The organism is Paraburkholderia strydomiana, from assembly GCF_046030495.1.
Lineage (GTDB): Bacteria > Pseudomonadota > Gammaproteobacteria > Burkholderiales > Burkholderiaceae > Paraburkholderia > Paraburkholderia strydomiana_A.
Window position 1 is genome coordinate 655,031 of sequence record NZ_JAQQCJ010000001.1, and the last position, 15,264, is coordinate 670,294.

Annotated in this window: 15 protein-coding genes and 1 pseudogene; 11 read left to right on the forward strand and 5 right to left on the reverse strand. The window is 62.0% G+C overall.

Translation table 11 applies throughout. The features are described 5' to 3' along the window. The 5 genes from PQQ53_RS02995 to glmS all read left to right on the forward strand — a co-directional run bounded on the left by PQQ53_RS02995 (window position 1) and on the right by glmS (window position 5,647). A complete protein-coding gene (locus PQQ53_RS02995; RefSeq protein ID WP_408152809.1) occupies window positions 1-819 on the forward strand; it encodes an SDR family oxidoreductase in 819 nt (272 codons plus the stop codon). Window positions 820-906: 87 nt separating this feature from the next. Further along, on the forward strand, window positions 907-1,302 hold the full coding sequence (locus tag PQQ53_RS03000) for a dihydroneopterin aldolase (protein ID WP_149669888.1): 396 nt from the start codon (window positions 907-909) through the stop codon (window positions 1,300-1,302). A gap of 3 nt (window positions 1,303-1,305) precedes the next feature. Continuing rightward, window positions 1,306-2,280, forward strand: a complete 975-nt coding sequence (ttcA, locus tag PQQ53_RS03005) for a tRNA 2-thiocytidine(32) synthetase TtcA (protein WP_408323253.1) — start codon at window positions 1,306-1,308, stop codon at window positions 2,278-2,280. Window positions 2,281-2,407: 127 nt separating this feature from the next. Continuing rightward, entirely contained in the window at window positions 2,408-3,769 is a 1,362-nt protein-coding gene (gene glmU, locus PQQ53_RS03010) for a bifunctional UDP-N-acetylglucosamine diphosphorylase/glucosamine-1-phosphate N-acetyltransferase GlmU (protein ID WP_408323254.1), read from the forward strand. A 60-nt stretch (window positions 3,770-3,829) separates the two neighbouring features. Then, window positions 3,830-5,647 carry a glutamine--fructose-6-phosphate transaminase (isomerizing) gene (glmS, locus tag PQQ53_RS03015; RefSeq protein ID WP_408140313.1) on the forward strand — a complete coding sequence of 606 codons (1,818 nt, stop codon included), beginning with the start codon at window positions 3,830-3,832 and terminating at the stop codon, window positions 5,645-5,647. Between the two features lie 1,179 nt (window positions 5,648-6,826). Here the strand turns inward: glmS and PQQ53_RS03020 are convergent. Then, the gene (locus PQQ53_RS03020; protein WP_408140315.1) at window positions 6,827-7,162 is read right to left on the reverse strand and encodes a hypothetical protein; all 336 of its coding nucleotides are present in this window, start codon (window positions 7,160-7,162) and stop codon (window positions 6,827-6,829) included. A gap of 159 nt (window positions 7,163-7,321) precedes the next feature. Here PQQ53_RS03020 and PQQ53_RS03025 point away from each other — a divergent pair, with 159 nt between their 5' ends. Further along, window positions 7,322-8,050 carry a thioesterase family protein gene (locus PQQ53_RS03025; RefSeq protein ID WP_408323255.1) on the forward strand — a complete coding sequence of 243 codons (729 nt, stop codon included), beginning with the start codon at window positions 7,322-7,324 and terminating at the stop codon, window positions 8,048-8,050. A gap of 189 nt (window positions 8,051-8,239) precedes the next feature. On the opposite strand, the gene PQQ53_RS03030 is transcribed toward PQQ53_RS03025, so the two are convergent. Next, window positions 8,240-8,794 carry a hypothetical protein gene (locus PQQ53_RS03030; protein ID WP_408323256.1) on the reverse strand — a complete coding sequence of 185 codons (555 nt, stop codon included), beginning with the start codon at window positions 8,792-8,794 and terminating at the stop codon, window positions 8,240-8,242. A gap of 112 nt (window positions 8,795-8,906) precedes the next feature. Beyond that, complete coding sequence (locus PQQ53_RS03035; protein ID WP_408140321.1) at window positions 8,907-9,167, reverse strand: DUF6723 family protein; 261 nt, start codon at window positions 9,165-9,167, stop codon at window positions 8,907-8,909. 575 nt (window positions 9,168-9,742) lie between these two features. Here PQQ53_RS03035 and PQQ53_RS03040 point away from each other — a divergent pair. The 3 genes from PQQ53_RS03040 to PQQ53_RS03050 all read left to right on the forward strand — a co-directional run bounded on the left by PQQ53_RS03040 (window position 9,743) and on the right by PQQ53_RS03050 (window position 12,267). Further along, the gene (locus PQQ53_RS03040; protein ID WP_408152813.1) at window positions 9,743-10,381 is read left to right on the forward strand and encodes a lytic transglycosylase domain-containing protein; all 639 of its coding nucleotides are present in this window, start codon (window positions 9,743-9,745) and stop codon (window positions 10,379-10,381) included. 177 nt (window positions 10,382-10,558) lie between these two features. Continuing rightward, complete coding sequence (locus tag PQQ53_RS03045; RefSeq protein ID WP_408140324.1) at window positions 10,559-11,245, forward strand: DUF2242 domain-containing protein; 687 nt, start codon at window positions 10,559-10,561, stop codon at window positions 11,243-11,245. 770 nt (window positions 11,246-12,015) lie between these two features. After that, window positions 12,016-12,267, forward strand: coding sequence for a hypothetical protein (locus PQQ53_RS03050; protein ID WP_408140328.1), 252 nt, complete (start codon window positions 12,016-12,018; stop codon window positions 12,265-12,267). Window positions 12,268-12,352: 85 nt separating this feature from the next. Here the strand turns inward: PQQ53_RS03050 and PQQ53_RS03055 are convergent, their stop codons facing one another. Further along, a complete protein-coding gene (locus PQQ53_RS03055) occupies window positions 12,353-13,282 on the reverse strand; it encodes a DMT family transporter (RefSeq protein ID WP_408323257.1) in 930 nt (309 codons plus the stop codon). Between the two features lie 307 nt (window positions 13,283-13,589). On the opposite strand from PQQ53_RS03055, the pseudogene PQQ53_RS03060 reads away from it, so the two are divergent. Together PQQ53_RS03060 and PQQ53_RS03065 are read left to right on the forward strand one after the other, a co-directional pair. Beyond that, window positions 13,590-14,343: pseudogene (locus tag PQQ53_RS03060) on the forward strand (IclR family transcriptional regulator domain-containing protein). Window positions 14,344-14,566: 223 nt separating this feature from the next. Then, window positions 14,567-14,779 (forward strand): hypothetical protein, encoded by a 213-nt coding sequence (locus PQQ53_RS03065; RefSeq protein WP_408323258.1) that lies wholly within the window; start codon window positions 14,567-14,569, stop codon window positions 14,777-14,779. A 143-nt stretch (window positions 14,780-14,922) separates the two neighbouring features. On the opposite strand, the gene PQQ53_RS03070 is transcribed toward PQQ53_RS03065, so the two are convergent. Continuing rightward, window positions 14,923-15,201, reverse strand: coding sequence for a hypothetical protein (locus PQQ53_RS03070; protein ID WP_408323259.1), 279 nt, complete (start codon window positions 15,199-15,201; stop codon window positions 14,923-14,925). Window positions 15,202-15,264 lie beyond the last annotated feature (63 nt).

Genomic DNA, 15,264 nt, shown 5'->3' on the forward strand with positions numbered 1-15,264 from the left:
ATGACCGCCTCTCTGGACACCGCCGCTGACCGCGCCCCCGTCACGCCCCGCGTCGTGCTGATTACCGGCGCCGCCCGCCGCATCGGGCGCGCGCTCGCGCTCGGCTTTGCGGCGCGCGGCTGGGACGTGGCGGTGCACTACGGCGCGTCGCGCGAAGAGGCCGACGAAGTGGTCGCGCAAATCGCCGCGCTGGGCCGCCGGGCGGTCGCGCTGCACGCGGAATTGGGCGACGAGACGCAGGTCGAGCGGCTGCTGCCGGCCTGTACGGCGGCCTTGGGCCGGCCGGTGTGCATCGTCAACAACGCGTCGCGCTTCGAGGAGGACACGGCGCGCAACGTCGGCTACGACTTGCTGCTGAAGCTGACCGCGATGAACCTCGGTGCGCCGCTGGTGCTCGCGCGCATGCTGTTCGAGGCGACGCCGGAGGCCGCGCGCAGCGACGAAAGCCAGCGCGCGGTGGTGATCAACGTGCTGGATCAGAAGCTGTACAACATGAATCCGGATTACCTGTCGTACACGCTGTCGAAGGCGGCGCTGCAAACCGCCACGGTGGCGCTGGCGCAGGCGCTGGCGCCGAAAGTACGCGTGGTCGGGCTCGCGCCGGGCCTCACGATGCAATCCGCCGACCAGACGCAGGACGGTTTCGAGGCCGCACACCGAATCACGCCCCTGGGCCGCGCGTCGCGGCCCGAGGATATTGTCGCCGCCGCGCTGTATCTCGCGGATGCAGCCGGCGTCACCGGAACGACGCTGGTGGTCGACGGCGGGCAGCATCTCGTGCCGCTGCCGCGCGACGTTATGTTTTTGACGGGCGCCTGAGGCGCGCGCGGCCTGCCTGGACAGGCGGCCGCCGCGCAGTGAGCGCCCCTTTGCGTGCCCCGCACGCTTTTTTCGACTGGAACGAACATGTTTGCCGCTCTTTCGCACCCCCGGCTCGCCGATTGCCGCCGGCTCTTTCTGCGCAACTACGAAGTGCACATCAACATCGGCGTGCACGATTTCGAAAAGCGCGGCGAACAGCGCGTCGTGATCAACGTCGAACTGTTCGTGCCGCTCGCGCTGTCCACGCCGGTTCAGGACAAGCTGAACGAAGTCGTCGACTACGATTTCATGCGCTCCACCATCTCGCGCCGCGTCGAGCAAGGGCACATCCACTTGCAGGAAACGCTCTGCGACGACCTCGTCAGGACCATGCTCGAGCATCCGCAGGTGCGGGCCGCGCGCGTGTCGACCGAGAAGCCGGACGTGTATCCCGACTGCGACGCCGTGGGCGTCGAAGTTTTCCGAATCAAAGAGGATTGAGCCATGAATGCTCCGGAAATCCTGAACGACAGCGCGCCCGCCGCGAAGACCAAGTCGCCGCTCACGCGCCGCGAGCAGAAGGAAGCGTACGAGAACAACAAGCTGTTCAAGCGCCTCGCGCGCCAGGTCGGCGAGGCGATCGGCGACTTCAACATGATCGAGGAAGGCGACAAGGTGATGGTTTGCCTGTCGGGCGGCAAGGACAGCTACGCGATGCTCGACATCCTGATGCGGCTGCGCGAACGCGCGCCGATCAACTTCGACATCGTCGCGGTGAATCTCGACCAGAAGCAGCCGGGCTTCCCGGAGCACATCCTGCCGGAATACCTGAAGCAGCTCGACATTCCGTTTCACATCGAGAACCAGGACACGTACAGCATCGTCAAGCGGCTGGTGCCGGAAGGCAAGACCACCTGCTCGCTGTGCTCGCGGCTGCGGCGCGGCATTCTGTACCGCGTCGCAGGTGAACTCGGCGCGACCAAGATCGCGCTCGGCCATCATCGCGACGACATCCTGCAAACGCTGCTGCTGAACATGTTCTACGGCGGCAAGCTGAAGGGCATGCCGCCCAAGCTGCAATCGGACGACGGCAAGAATATCGTGATCCGGCCGCTCGCCTACGTGAAGGAAACCGATCTGGAGAAATACGCGGAGTTGCGCGAATTCCCGATTATTCCGTGCAATCTGTGCGGCAGCCAACCCAACCTGAAGCGCGCCGAAATGAAGGCGCTGATCCGCGATTGGGAGAAGCGTTTCCCGGGGCGCATCGAGAACATGTTCAACGCGCTGTCGAACATCGTGCCGTCGCATCTGATGGACCACAAGCTGTTCCCGTTCGCGGGCCTGCGCGCAACCGGCGAGGCCGATGCGCAGGGCGATATCGCGTTCGACGAAGAGCCGTGTTCCACCGGCAACGATGACGGCGCCATGCTCGGCGCATCGAAGCCGATTTCGATCGTCCAGTTCGACGATCTTTGACGGAAACACCCGGAAAATGGGCGGTTTCGCGCTATCGCGCCCGCCGTCCAATGCGCGCCAGCGCGCCTTTTACGGCATGTAGCGCATGATAGAATCGTCGGCCACAAACTGACTAATTGCCGACGCCATGAACATCGTGATTTTGGCGGCAGGCACCGGCAAGCGCATGCGGTCCGCGCTTCCCAAGGTGCTCCATCCTCTGGCCGGCAGGCCGCTTCTCGCTCACGTCATCGACACGGCTCGCGCGCTCGAGCCTGCGCGGCTCGTGGTCGTGATCGGCCATGGCGCCGAAGCCGTACGTGAAGCCGTCGCGGCGCCGGACGTGCAGTTCGCGGTGCAGGAGCAGCAGCTCGGCACCGGCCACGCGGTCCAGCAGGCGCTGCCGTTGCTCGACCCGTCCGCGCCCACCCTGGTGCTGTACGGCGACGTGCCGCTCACACGCGCCAGCACGCTGCGCGCGCTGACCGACCGCGCGGGGCAGGGTGGCTATGGCGTGCTGACCGTTACGCTCGACGACCCCAGCGGTTACGGGCGCATCGTGCGCGACCAGCAGGGCAAGGTGTCGCGCATCGTCGAACAGAAGGACGCGAGCGCCGAGCAGCTGAAAATCTCGGAGATCAACACCGGCATCATCGTCGCGCCCACCGAGCGTCTCGCCGGCTGGCTTGCGGCATTGAAGAACGACAACGCGCAAGGCGAGTTCTATCTGACCGACGCGGTCGAAATGGCGATCGAAGCCGGGTTCGAAGTCGTCACCACCCAGCCGGACGACGAGTGGGAAACGCTCGGCGTGAATAGCAAGCAGCAGCTTGCCGAACTCGAACGGATCCATCAGCGCAACGTTGCCGATACGCTGCTGGTGGCGGGCGTGACGCTCGCCGACCCGGCGCGCCTCGACGTGCGCGGCACGCTCGAATGCGGCCGCGATGTGTCGATCGACGTGAACTGCGTGTTCGAAGGCCGCGTGACGCTGGCCGACAACGTTACCGTCGGGCCGAACTGCGTGATCCGCAACGCGAGCATCGGCGCCGGCACGCGCGTCGACGCGTTCACGCATATCGAAGGCGCCGAAGTCGGGGCCAATGTCGTACTGGGCCCCTATGCGCGTTTGCGCACAGGCGCATCGCTGCAAGACGAGTCTCATGTCGGTAACTTCGTCGAAGTGAAGAACGCGGTGCTCGGTCGCGGCTCGAAAGCGAATCACCTCACGTATATCGGCGACGCGGATATCGGCGCGCGCGTGAATATCGGCGCGGGTACGATCACCTGCAACTACGACGGCGCGAACAAATTCCGCACGATCATCGAAGACGACGTGTTCGTCGGTTCGGACACGCAACTGGTCGCCCCGGTGCGCGTAAAGCGCGGCGCGACGATCGCGGCGGGCACGACGGTCTGGAAGGACGTCGAAGCCGAAGCGCTGGTTCTGAACGATAAAAAACAAACAAGCAAAACGGGCTATGTTCGCCCGGTCAAGAAGAAGAGCTGATGGGCGTGATGCGTGCGCGAAGCGCGCTCCCTGAAACCCAGCACTGAAAAGGAATGAGCCATGTGTGGCATTGTCGGCGCGGTTGCGCAACGTAACATTGTTTCCGTCCTGATCGAAGGACTGCGGCGCCTCGAGTACCGTGGCTACGATTCGTGTGGCGTCGCGGTGTTGGGCGAGAACGGACCGAACCGCGCGCGCAGCGTCGCGCGTGTCGCCGATCTCGACGAGCAGGTGCACGAGGGGCATCTCGAGGGCATCACGGGAATCGCGCATACGCGCTGGGCGACGCACGGCGCGCCGGTGACGGACAACGCGCACCCGATCTTCTCGAGAGATGCGCTCGCGTTGGTACACAACGGCATCATCGAGAATTACGAGTCACTGCGTGAAATGCTGCGGGGCAAGGGCTACGAGTTCGTCTCGCAGACCGATACCGAGGTTATCGCGCACCTGATTCACAGCGTGTATCGTGGCGACCTGTTCGCCGCCGTGCGTGAAGCGATCGCGCAATTGCACGGTGCGTACGCGATTGCAGTGCTGCACAGGAATCAGCCGCATACGGTGGTCGGCGCACGCCAAGGCTCGCCGCTGGTGGTCGGGCTCGGCGACGGTGAGAACTTCCTCGCCTCGGATGCGCTCGCGCTCGCGGGCAGTACCGAACGTTTCATCTTCCTCGAGGAAGGCGACGTGTGCGAACTGTCGCTCGACGGCGTGCGTATCGCCGATCGCGACGGCAACGATGTGCAGCGCGACGTGCGTCAGGTGGCGGCGTATGGCGGCGCGGTCGAACTCGGCCCGTATCGCCACTTCATGCAGAAGGAAATTTTCGAACAGCCGCGCGCGATCACCGACACGATTCCGCAAACCGATTCGTTCGACGCATCGATCTTCGGCGAAGGTGCAGGCGACGTGTTCGCGCAGATCGACAGCCTGTTGATTCTCGCGTGCGGCACGAGCTATTACTCGGGACTGACCGCGAAGTACTGGCTCGAATCGATCGCGAAGATTCCGACCCAGGTGGAGATTGCCAGCGAATATCGTTACCGCGAGTCGGTGCCGAATCCGAGGTCGCTGGTTGTGGTGATTTCGCAGTCGGGTGAGACGGCGGATACGCTCGCGGCGCTCAAGCACGCGCAGTCGCTCGGACACAAGCACACGCTGGCGGTGTGCAACGTCGGCACGAGCGCAATGGTGCGCCAGACGGCATTGTCGTTCCTGACGCACGCGGGCCGCGAGATCGGCGTGGCATCGACCAAGGCGTTCACGACGCAGCTGGTCGCGCTGTTCGTCCTGGCGGCCACGCTGGCCAAACTGCGCGGTCATCTGAATGAAGAACAGGAAGCCGACTACCTGAAGCAGTTGCGCCACTTGCCGGCCGCATTGAATAGCGTGCTGGCGCTGGAGCCGCAGATCATCGCGTGGTCGGAAGAGTTTTCGCGCAAGGAACATGCGCTGTTCCTCGGGCGCGGCATGCATTATCCGATCGCGCTGGAAGGCGCGCTGAAGCTCAAGGAGATTTCGTATATTCATGCCGAGGCTTATCCGGCCGGCGAGTTGAAGCACGGGCCGCTCGCGCTCGTGACGGAAGCGATGCCGGTGGTGACGGTGGCGCCGAATGACGCGCTGCTGGAAAAGCTGAAGTCGAATATTCAGGAAGTGCGTGCGCGCGGCGGTGAGCTTTATGTATTCGCTGATTCGGATACGAAAATCGTCAACGATGAAGGGCTGCATGTGATCCGGATGCCGGAGCACTATGGTCTGCTGTCGCCGATTCTGCATGTCGTGCCGCTGCAGTTGCTGGCGTATCACACGGCGTGTGCACGAGGCACGGATGTGGATAAGCCGCGGAACCTGGCGAAGTCGGTGACGGTGGAGTGAGGGGAGCGGCTCGCGACACCATGCTGAGTTGCATTAATTTCGGTTACGGGGTTCTTCCCGGCCGCTCAGCCCCGCCTGACATGGCGTAGCCGGAATGATTGTCAAAGGGGCGCTGGAGCTTTTTCCAGCGCCCTTTTTTGCGACTGTCACTCAGACGCTCTATTTCCGCGCAGGCACAGCACGACATAATGGGTCGCCCGGAATCGGGTTCCGAATCGGATGAGGTAGCCCGGCAATCGCTGCCAGCACGCCTCCACGCTGAGTTTGCTGACACAGGGGTCTTCTTCGCAACGCCGTCCAACTTCACCCGAGTCGGCCTGGTTCAGCGCGTGTGCTTACCGCGGACGCCGCCGCGTTTTTCACCGCGCCGACGGCCTATGCTTCGACGAATGACGAACGTGCCCATGGCAATCGCAATGAGGAAGACAAGCAGCAGTCCAGCGGTCAACCCAGTCCTGCCGCGAGATTCACTCGCACCGGAAGCCGAGGATGTTGCCACTGGCGACGAGACTTGGCTCGCGACCGGCTGCGGGAGCGCAACTCCGGCCGCGCTGCCATGACGCACAAGAGATGCTTCGGATGTCGGCAATGCCGCCGCGGACGCGGGTAAGCCTTGGGATGCAGAAAGAGCGTCCGCATCGGAAGTAGGTCCGACAGGGGCTAATGCCGTCGCTGAGGCAATAGCAGGCGCCGGCACAACGGCGGCATTGGTTTCGACCGACCTGGCCATTGTTTTCCATTGCGCAAATACTGTGTCAATGCAGTGGACGTCGGAGCAGGCGTTTCGCGATTGCCTCCATCGGGTGAGCTGCCCGGGCGATAGCTTCCCGCTATTCAGCAAGGCCTGCTGCTCAGCGGCGATATCGTCGTACTCGTTGTTGAGTATCGCGTGGTCGCATATGACGCGCTCCGCGGGTTGACGCGTGGTAGCGCATTGAATATCGCTCGCCCATGCCCCGGTCGAGCTGAGTGTTGCCATAGAAAACAGAAATACCAGACATCTTCTCGGATGCATCAGTCCTCCTTGTGAACCGGTTGCCGCAGGGCCGGCGTCTGGCAAGACAATGCAAGTCGAACGGCCGAGGGGTCAGGGTTCTTGAGACAGCGCCACCCCGACCAAGTTGCCGTCCGGCATTTTAAGGATTAGGCGCGGCGTCGCATCGTCGGCGCAGCCGAGGCCTAAGCCATTGAAAAGACCACGGCCGCCATCTCGTCGATCTGGGTGAAGCTGCGGGCGAAACGATAGATCTGGTCGTTGATTTGCAGCTCGTTCACGCCCGAAACAGTCGACTCGAGCATACTGTTTGCCAGCGATGTTGCAATCGTAGCAATCTGCTTGAGGTCTTCGCGCAGACCTGCGGGGTCGCCCAGGTACACGATACAGACACCGTCGGTGGGCCGCATCATCACGATGCTCGTCGCGCTATCAAGTGCACGCTCCAGATACTCCGCGAGTGTTCGCAGCGATTCCGGAACGTATTTGGGCCTGGCTGCTAACTCGTTGTTGTCCGTCATTTGTAGCTCCGGTGACTTACGGCCAAGTAACCGAATTAATGTACCTCTGCACATTGAGAAAATGTCTTCGGTGCAGAAAAAAGTTTTCACCGTTCGGCAACGGGGAGCGATCAGCCGTCCATTTCGCTGAACGAATAGCCATCAGTCGATGGACCCCCGGTGGCTGTTTTCATTTCCCGCCTTCGAACCGTCGAACGTCACGGCGAGCGCCTTGCTTGCTGGCACAAAACATACATTCGAGACGGTGCTCTACAGATTGAGCCCGCTTCCAGCGCGCCGTGTTTCATCATCGCGGCTACCATCCATTTCCTGGCCACCCATGGCAGCTATCTGATCCCGGGTTTTCGCATGAGTCTCCTGCTCCGTCTAATACTTCTGTTGTTGACCAGCGCTCGCCGCAGCCGCCTGCATGTGCTCGACACGTGCGTCACACCGTTTCGCGTCTGGATAAACGATCTCGATGTACTGCTCCACATGAATAATGGACGCTATTTCACGATCCTCGACCTTGCGCGCGTCGATCTGATGATGCGCAGCGGCCTGTGGCGGCAGCTGAGAGCACAAGGCTGGTATCCGGTCGTCACGTTGGAAACGCTGCGCTTTCATCGCTCGCTGGAGCTGGGTGACCGCTATGACGTGCACACTCGCGTTATCGGTTGGGATGAAAAGCACATCTTCATCGAACAGGGTTTCGTGCGTGACGATGTGCCAGTCGCGTTGGCCGTTGTTCGGGCGCGATTCCTGAAACGAAAGGGCGGTACCGTGACGACTGCCGAATTGCTGGCACTGGCGGGCATTGCTCAAGCGCCGCCGGCATTACCCGCATGGGTCGCAAGCTGGAGCGAGGCCGAGGGCGGAATGGCGTTTCAGCCATCCTCTTCGACGTAACCGGACGCGGTGCAATCGCGCGGCGCCTAGCCGCGCGAAGCAGTCGGCAATGTAGACACGCGAGCAATGCGTTCATCATCGCGTGCAGCGGCGAAAACGCGAAGCCTTGCAGCAGACCGGACTGCGTGCCGTTCGGAGAGCAGAACCTTCCTGCGCTGGCACGATCATCAGCGCCAGCGCAGGCAACAATCAATTCCTTGCCAACGCTACGGCCACTGCCGAAATAAACTCCGCCCGCACGCTATCGCCGACTCTCAACTGATCGAGCGGAATGTCCTGCGCGGCCCGCAATACCTGCTGGTGCCGTGGTCCACGCAGCGTCACGAGGCGGTTCTTGCGATCGATCTTCGTCACCGTCGCGACAACCCGCACCCGGTGCGCCGATGACGTCACCCCCGCCGATGCCGGAATCGCCACGGTCGTCTCGACGCGCTCACGCACACCTTTTGTCGCGAGCTTGTCGATGCGAAGCAGGAGTGCCTGTTGATAAGCCACGTTCAGCTTGTCGCCGACCCGCAGCCGGGTAACGTCGACCACGGCGGGATTCACGTCCACGTCCGCAAGATTGCCGCGCGGGCCGCGCAGCGTCACGCTATTGGTGGCGGCATTGATAGCGGCAACGCGTACCTGCGCATGAACGATGTCGGCTTTCCCGAGCGCAGCTTGCGCGGCCTCGTAACCGACGTCGGCGTTCTGCGCGAAGCCGGGTTGATTGACCGCGGCTGTCAGCACGGTCATCAGCATGGCCGCGTTCCACATGGCAGCGGCCGATGAGCCCCTTCTGCGCAGACTAGCCATTCGTTGCTCCTAAATGATCACGCGAGGCGACCAGCCGACGGATCGCCGCACGCCCTCCTCACAACTCCGGGCGCGCCAAGTCGCTGGTCACGATGTGTTCGCCGTACACCTGCGCGGCTGCAATCGCCTCCAGCTTGGTCGTATACGGGCCAAGTTCCGGGGCGCCGTCGAACGGAAACAGCACGCGGCCATCGGTGGACCGTACCACTTTCAACACGCCAAAGAAACGCCGGTAGCCGGCCATCTTCGACATTGCCGATACTTCGAAATCGTCCTCCGACGTCCCGGGGACGCTGGGAATAAACGCAGTCTTGCTCATACCTGAAACATCTCTTGTTCGATGGGCCGGCATCCGTGCGAAACGGCAAGCCTACACCGGGTTGGCCCGCAACTATGTTCGCGGGCGGCGTTCATTGTCTCAAATCCGGGGGAATTCAACCGGCAGTCGGGGGAGGCGACGACCTGGTGAAGCTGTGAGCGGAGCGGCTGCATCGTAAAGCTTCGCTGCTCGCGAAACTGGAGCATTCTCGGCCCGACTATCTTCGCCGATTCGGCGAAGGCGTTCACTCAGGGCCATGCATGAGATCGAACGCTTCGAACCGGCGGACCAGCGGACCAGCGCTTTCACTTTGACATTAGCGAATTCGATGACTGCCTTGAAGCATAAATGCAACTAACGGAACAACGTTGAGAATCAAAAAAACCAGTTCCGCAATCCGGCTCGCGGGCATTCCGACGCGCGCTGATCGAGGATGACAACCTGAACGCAAACCACGTCCGGTGCACAGCGCCGAGTCCGATCACCCTTGATTTAAAAAGAGAAATTCCACCCGCCGGACGCCTCGTTTTGGCGCGGCGCTATAATGCGTGAATCCTCATTCTTCCAGTCCCGTCATGAGCCGGTTACTTTGCCTGATCGTGCTTTCGCTCGGCCTGATGCAAACCGCAACGGCCGACGAGAACACCGACCGCATGTCCGCGTATCTGACGCACAAGTTCGGTCTGGCAAAGGATAAAGCTCAAAAGATTTCCGACGCAGTGCAATCCGCCGCATCGAAATATTCTCTCCCCCCGGCGCTTCTGCTGGCCATCATCTCGATCGAATCCCGCTTCAAGGAAAAGGCCAAAGGCGCCAACGGTGCGACCGGCCTGATGCAGGTGGTGCCACAGGCTCATCGTGGGCTGCTGAGGAACGTCAAGGACCTCACGGAGCCGACCGCGAATATCGAAGTGGGCTCGGCCATCCTGTACGGCTACATGCGCTCGGCCAACGGCGATCTGAACGCCGCGCTCAAGAACTACGGCGGTTCAAAGGCCTACGCGCAAAAGGTCAGCTTGCGCGCCGAAGATTTCGCCGAGATCGCCGCGCCGCAAGACCTTAGCCAGCATCCCGAAGCGGCCGCAGACACTTGCAAGGATGATCGTTGCGCGGCGCCCGGTTACTGGGCGAATGCGTTTACCGTACCTGCGATCACTGCCACGGCCCAGGCAAGTGGTGCGGCGGCGGGCGGTTTGTTTGCCCCATCGCACTGAGCTGGTTTTCTATTTCGTTTTCTTTCCGCCTACGGCGCTGCAACTCGTTGCGGTAAGCGTTCGTCATGCCGTGCAAGGCGGCACGCGGCTAACGCTGCATGCTTTTTACGCACACCTGGCGACCCGCTCTACAATGCATTTCCATTCGCGCTCGCGCAGCGTCCTTTGCAATCGACCATGTTGACCTCGCTTTCCAAAACCACGACCGCGGCCCTGTTCGGCCTGTTGACCCTTGCCGCGTGCAGCAGCGCACCGCAACCGAAATTCCAGCAGGAATTGTTCGAAACCGGCGCGAGTCCTTATGCACGCAATTTCAATTCGAGCACCACGGATAGCTGCGAAGCCGCGCGCCGCGCCCTGTTGAGCCAGGGCTACCTGACGACGATGATCCGCAACGATACCGTCGACGGAACCAAGAACTTTCAGCCGACGGGTGATACGCACGTCGTCGTCGAGTTTCATGTGGTCTGCACGCCGGGCGAGGAGGCGAGCGATACGAGCATCGTTTACGTCAACGCCGTGCAGAACGGCTTTGCGCTGAAGAAAAGCGATACCTCGGCAAGCGTCGGGCTCAGCGTGCTGGGTTCGCTTTCGCTGCCGATCCGTTCGAACAGCGACGCGATGGTCAAGATCTCGAGCGAAACCATTCCGTCGGGCAAGTTCTACGACCGTTTCTTCGGTCTCGTCGATCACTATCTGCAAACCGTCGTGCGTACGCAGCCGGTTGCCAATAGCCACATCGAAACGCGTCTTTTGCCGATGCCGGTCGAAGTGACGACGCCCACGCTCGTTCCCGAATTGCCTGCGCCAGTTGGCCAGGCAGCCGCCGTTCAACCGGCAAGCGGAGCGGTTGCGTTGCCGTGAGGTGCAGTCCGGCTTAACGAAGGGTTGGGTAGGGCCGATCAGCCTTCGATCTCATCGCGCAGCGGTACTTATCCTATGTCTTTTACTTCAGACGTATACGTATGTAGTAGTAGTTAACAAGGGCTAACCCCTTCTGTGGATAACGCCCAAATGTCCCATCGCATCAACGTGATGCGAAATCCATAACCCTGCGGAACAAGCCTGTAGAAAAACTACAAAGCCGGGATAACTCTGACACAGGCTTCTGACGGGTCCGCTTTATCAAGAATCCGCGCACAGGCTGTTCTACGCGCTATCCCGAAGTTATTCAGAGGTCTTTGTGGATAACTCACCTCTCAGCCATTTCTTCCGCAGGCCGCCGGTCGGGCTTTTCCGGCGCATGAAGCGCTCGCCAGCGTACAGACGCTCATCCCTCGAACGCGCACATTGAAGTTGGACGGTACAAAGATTGCGTCTCTCTTTTTGCAAGCGCAACTGTTGCTAATTAGCGAAAAACATTTCGGCAACGCCCATCCAGGCATAGAGTTAAAGTGTTTTATGAAGTTATTGGTGCAGTGCGGGGGGTGTATGAAACGCAGATCAGCACGACAGCTCGTCCGTCTTCTCGCGGATATCCGACATGCCACCCATTGCAGCACGTTGCGGGCGGCAGCCACCAACCGGGCCATTGCCCTCGCATCCGCCGAAGCCGACGCGGATGCCGCCGACAGCGGCGACAGCGCCGAGTCCTCGCGCGATGCGTGTCAGGACAAACCGGTCAGGAGCGGATCATGAGAGCCGCGAGCGAACAGTCGCTGCGTTTTCTGGTGGAGAAGTGGCTCGCGCCAGCGCAGTCCGCGCCGGTCCACGTCACCGAATTCAGTCGCACCCGCGTGGGCGGCCGGCGTTACGTACGCGTGGAGACGTCTGCCAAAGGCGGCTTACGAAGTCTGTTCTTCTTTCGTCACGACGACGGTTGCTGGTGCGTGTTTCCGCCGACGGGCGATACGTCGAACGTTTTTGCTCATCCGCGCGCGGCGTAGCTGATGCACCCGCGCTGAACGGCGCCGTGCGCATCTGCTAGGTGTTTTCGGCGTATCGGGCGAGGCGCACCGAGTACGCTAGTCGTCAGGACGCGTGACGCACGCGGTCGAGCCCGCGGCGCCAGCCCGGCATCACCTGACAGACGATCAAACCCGCCAGCATCAGCGCGCAGCCGAACATCGCGCGCGTCGACAGCGTTTCGCCGAGCACGAGCCAACCGGCGAGCGCGGCGAACACTCCTTCCATGCTGAAGATCACCGCCGCGTGCGAAGGTGCCGCGTACTTTTGCGCGACCACCTGAATCGTATAAGCGACGCCCACGGACAGTGCTCCACCGTAGGCGATCGTCGGCGCGGCGCGCGCGATCACGGCAAGACTGACTGGCTCGACAGCGAGGCCGACGGCGAGGCACGTCACGCCGCACGTCACGAATTGCACCAGCGCGAGCATGAGTGTGTCGTGGCGCAGTGCGAAGCGCCCGACGAGCATCATCTGGACGGAAATCACGAGGGCGCCCGCCAGTTGATACCAGTCGCCGTAAAGCATCGAAAAGTGCTCGTCGACGCTCAGAAAATACATGCCGACGGCCGCCAGCGACGCGCCGAGCCAGGTGGCGATGCCGGTTCGATGCCGAAACAGCACACCGAGCAACGGCACGATGACCACGTACAGCGAGCTGATGAAGCCGGCGTTGGCGACCTTAGTGTATTGCAGGCCGATCTGCTGCAAGGAGATCGACGCGGCCAGCACCACGCCGAGCAGTGCGCCGGCGCCGAGCAGCTCGCGTGCGCCGCCGGGTTCGCGCTTCGACAGTTCAGCGAGCGCCGAGCGCCGCACGCACACGATCAGCGTCAGCACGACGAGCGCGCCGAGCAGGAAGCGCAAGCCGGTGAACAAAAATGGTCCGATCGCATCGAGACTCAGGCGTTGCGCGACGAACGCGGAGCCCCAGATCATTGCGGCGATCAGCATCAGCAGATTGGCGCGCAGGTGTTGGCGGGTGTCGGGATTCACAGGCGGTTATTCGAGTGGGATGGTTCTTGCGGGGCGTTCGCGGCGCCTCGGGCAGAGGGGGCGGCGCTGTGCGCTCTATGCAATGCTGGCGGGCTTCAGCGCACGCGCGCACTGCCTGTCCAGGATCGCCCACATGATACGCGGGCAGCCGGCAAGTATCGGAAAACGCGTAGGTGGCCGCGGCGTCGGTCGGTTTCCGTTGAGTCCAGCCTTCCCGCGCTAAGTCTCCAACTCGCGCGATAATCGCGCAACGGCCATCCGACCCAATGACGCCTCACGCCAACCCGCCGACTTTCAAACAACCGCGATGGACGACAAAGACTGGATCGCCGGCGCCGCGAAGGCGTTGGCGATCATCGAAGCATTCGACGAAGAGCATGCGCGCATGACGCCGACAATGGTCGCCGCTCGCGCGAGCCTGTCGCGCACCGCGGCGCGCCGTTATCTGTTGACGCTGCGCGAACTCGGTTACGTGGATACCGACGGCAAGCTGTTCTGGCTCGCGCCTCGCGTGCTGCGGCTCGGGCAGTCGTATCTGGATTCGGCGCGCCTGCCGCGCACCGTCCAGCCGTTTCTTCAGCGCATCACCGCGACCGTGCAGGAAACCGCGCTGGTTGCGATTCTCGACGAACACGACGTGGTGTATGTCGCGCGCAACGGCGTGAACCGCGCGATGGCGGTCGGCTTCGTGCTCGGTTCGCGCGCGCCGGCGCCGTTGTCGTCGGCGGGACTGGTGTTGCTGGCGTTCCAGGCGCCTGAAAGCATCGATCAGTGGCTCGCGTCCTATCCGATCAAGGTGTTCACGCCCTACACCTACTCGACGATCGAACGGCTGCGCGAAGTGCTCGGCGAAATCCGCCGCAACGGTTACGTGGGTTACCGACCAGCAACTCGAACTCGGCGTGCGCGGCGTCGCGGTGCCGTTGCGCGACCGGCATGGCTCGGTGGTGGCGGCGATCAGCGTCAGCATGCCGATCGGCCAGGAACAGCCGAGCGCCGCGCTGCAGCGGGTGTTGCCGACCCTGCAGGAAACCGCCAGCCTGCTGCGTAATCTCGTCTGAAGACAGCTAGGTAATGTCCCTGGTATGGAATGCTTAACGATTGAAAGCACGTCGAAAGCAACCTGTCTCCCGGAAAATACATATCAAGTTTTGCGCATGACAAACTGCCTACGCCAGGTAATACTCTCCGCGGGGAGCGGGGAGGCGCTCAAGCCTTGCCTGCTTTACCGCGCAGCTTATTTCATTCACATTGACTCAGTCGCAAAGGTTTGGGGAACAACACATGAAAAAAGTTATCGTCTCGCTCGCAGCCGCATCGATCGCGCTGGTCTCCGTTCAAGCTTTCGCACAGGCATCGGACGCAGCAGCGCCGGCCGCAGCAACCAGCGCGCCGAAGAAGCACCACTCCAAGCAACTGAAGACGCACGGCAAGCGCGCTCCGGTCTCGGCAGCAGCTTCGGCCGCTGGCACGAACGACAAGGGCACGCCGAACTAAGCTAACGCCCGATTCGTCGGGCGAGCCGCCGCGATGTGCCGCTACGGCCAACGTAGCGCGGGCGCGGAAAAAGGCGTTGCCATGCAAAAAGGCCAGAGCTTGTGCTCTGGCCTTTTTGCATGGACGGCGGGGTTATGCGGCGATTAGCCCGCGAGGCCACGCTTGATCACTTCGTTCAGCAAGCCGGTCATACCCTCGGGATGCGTGGCGGCACGCGTTTTCAACTCGGTGACCAGTTCGCCGTTCAGCTTGCATGCGAACGCGACGAGGCCTTGCGCCTGATCGAGCTTGCGTTGCTCGCGGCGATCGAGCTTCGGCTCGGCCGTTGCGGCTTTACCGAAACGCTCGGCGGTCAACTGTTTCATTGCGTTGTTCAGTTTGAGCGCCTTGTTCTTTTCAAGGTCGGTTTTTTTCATCGCCATACGGAAGGCCTCTGCCAGATAAGTAATCCCGCATTGTACGCACCGCGCCGCGCGTCGCGGGAA

Coding starts and splice junctions, on each gene's coding strand:
- PQQ53_RS02995 (WP_408152809.1), top strand. CDS start 1: ATGACCGCCTCTCTGGACACCGCCGCTGACCGCGCCCCCGTCACGCCC.
- PQQ53_RS03000 (WP_149669888.1), top strand. CDS start 907: ATGTTTGCCGCTCTTTCGCACCCCCGGCTCGCCGATTGCCGCCGGCTC.
- ttcA (WP_408323253.1), top strand. CDS start 1,306: ATGAATGCTCCGGAAATCCTGAACGACAGCGCGCCCGCCGCGAAGACC.
- glmU (WP_408323254.1), top strand. CDS start 2,408: ATGAACATCGTGATTTTGGCGGCAGGCACCGGCAAGCGCATGCGGTCC.
- glmS (WP_408140313.1), top strand. CDS start 3,830: ATGTGTGGCATTGTCGGCGCGGTTGCGCAACGTAACATTGTTTCCGTC.
- PQQ53_RS03020 (WP_408140315.1), bottom strand. CDS start 7,162: ATGACGGACAACAACGAGTTAGCAGCCAGGCCCAAATACGTTCCGGAA.
- PQQ53_RS03030 (WP_408323256.1), bottom strand. CDS start 8,794: ATGCTGATGACCGTGCTGACAGCCGCGGTCAATCAACCCGGCTTCGCG.
- PQQ53_RS03035 (WP_408140321.1), bottom strand. CDS start 9,167: ATGAGCAAGACTGCGTTTATTCCCAGCGTCCCCGGGACGTCGGAGGAC.
- PQQ53_RS03040 (WP_408152813.1), top strand. CDS start 9,743: ATGAGCCGGTTACTTTGCCTGATCGTGCTTTCGCTCGGCCTGATGCAA.
- PQQ53_RS03045 (WP_408140324.1), top strand. CDS start 10,559: ATGTTGACCTCGCTTTCCAAAACCACGACCGCGGCCCTGTTCGGCCTG.
- PQQ53_RS03050 (WP_408140328.1), top strand. CDS start 12,016: ATGAGAGCCGCGAGCGAACAGTCGCTGCGTTTTCTGGTGGAGAAGTGG.
- PQQ53_RS03065 (WP_408323258.1), top strand. CDS start 14,567: ATGAAAAAAGTTATCGTCTCGCTCGCAGCCGCATCGATCGCGCTGGTC.
- PQQ53_RS03070 (WP_408323259.1), bottom strand. CDS start 15,201: ATGGCGATGAAAAAAACCGACCTTGAAAAGAACAAGGCGCTCAAACTG.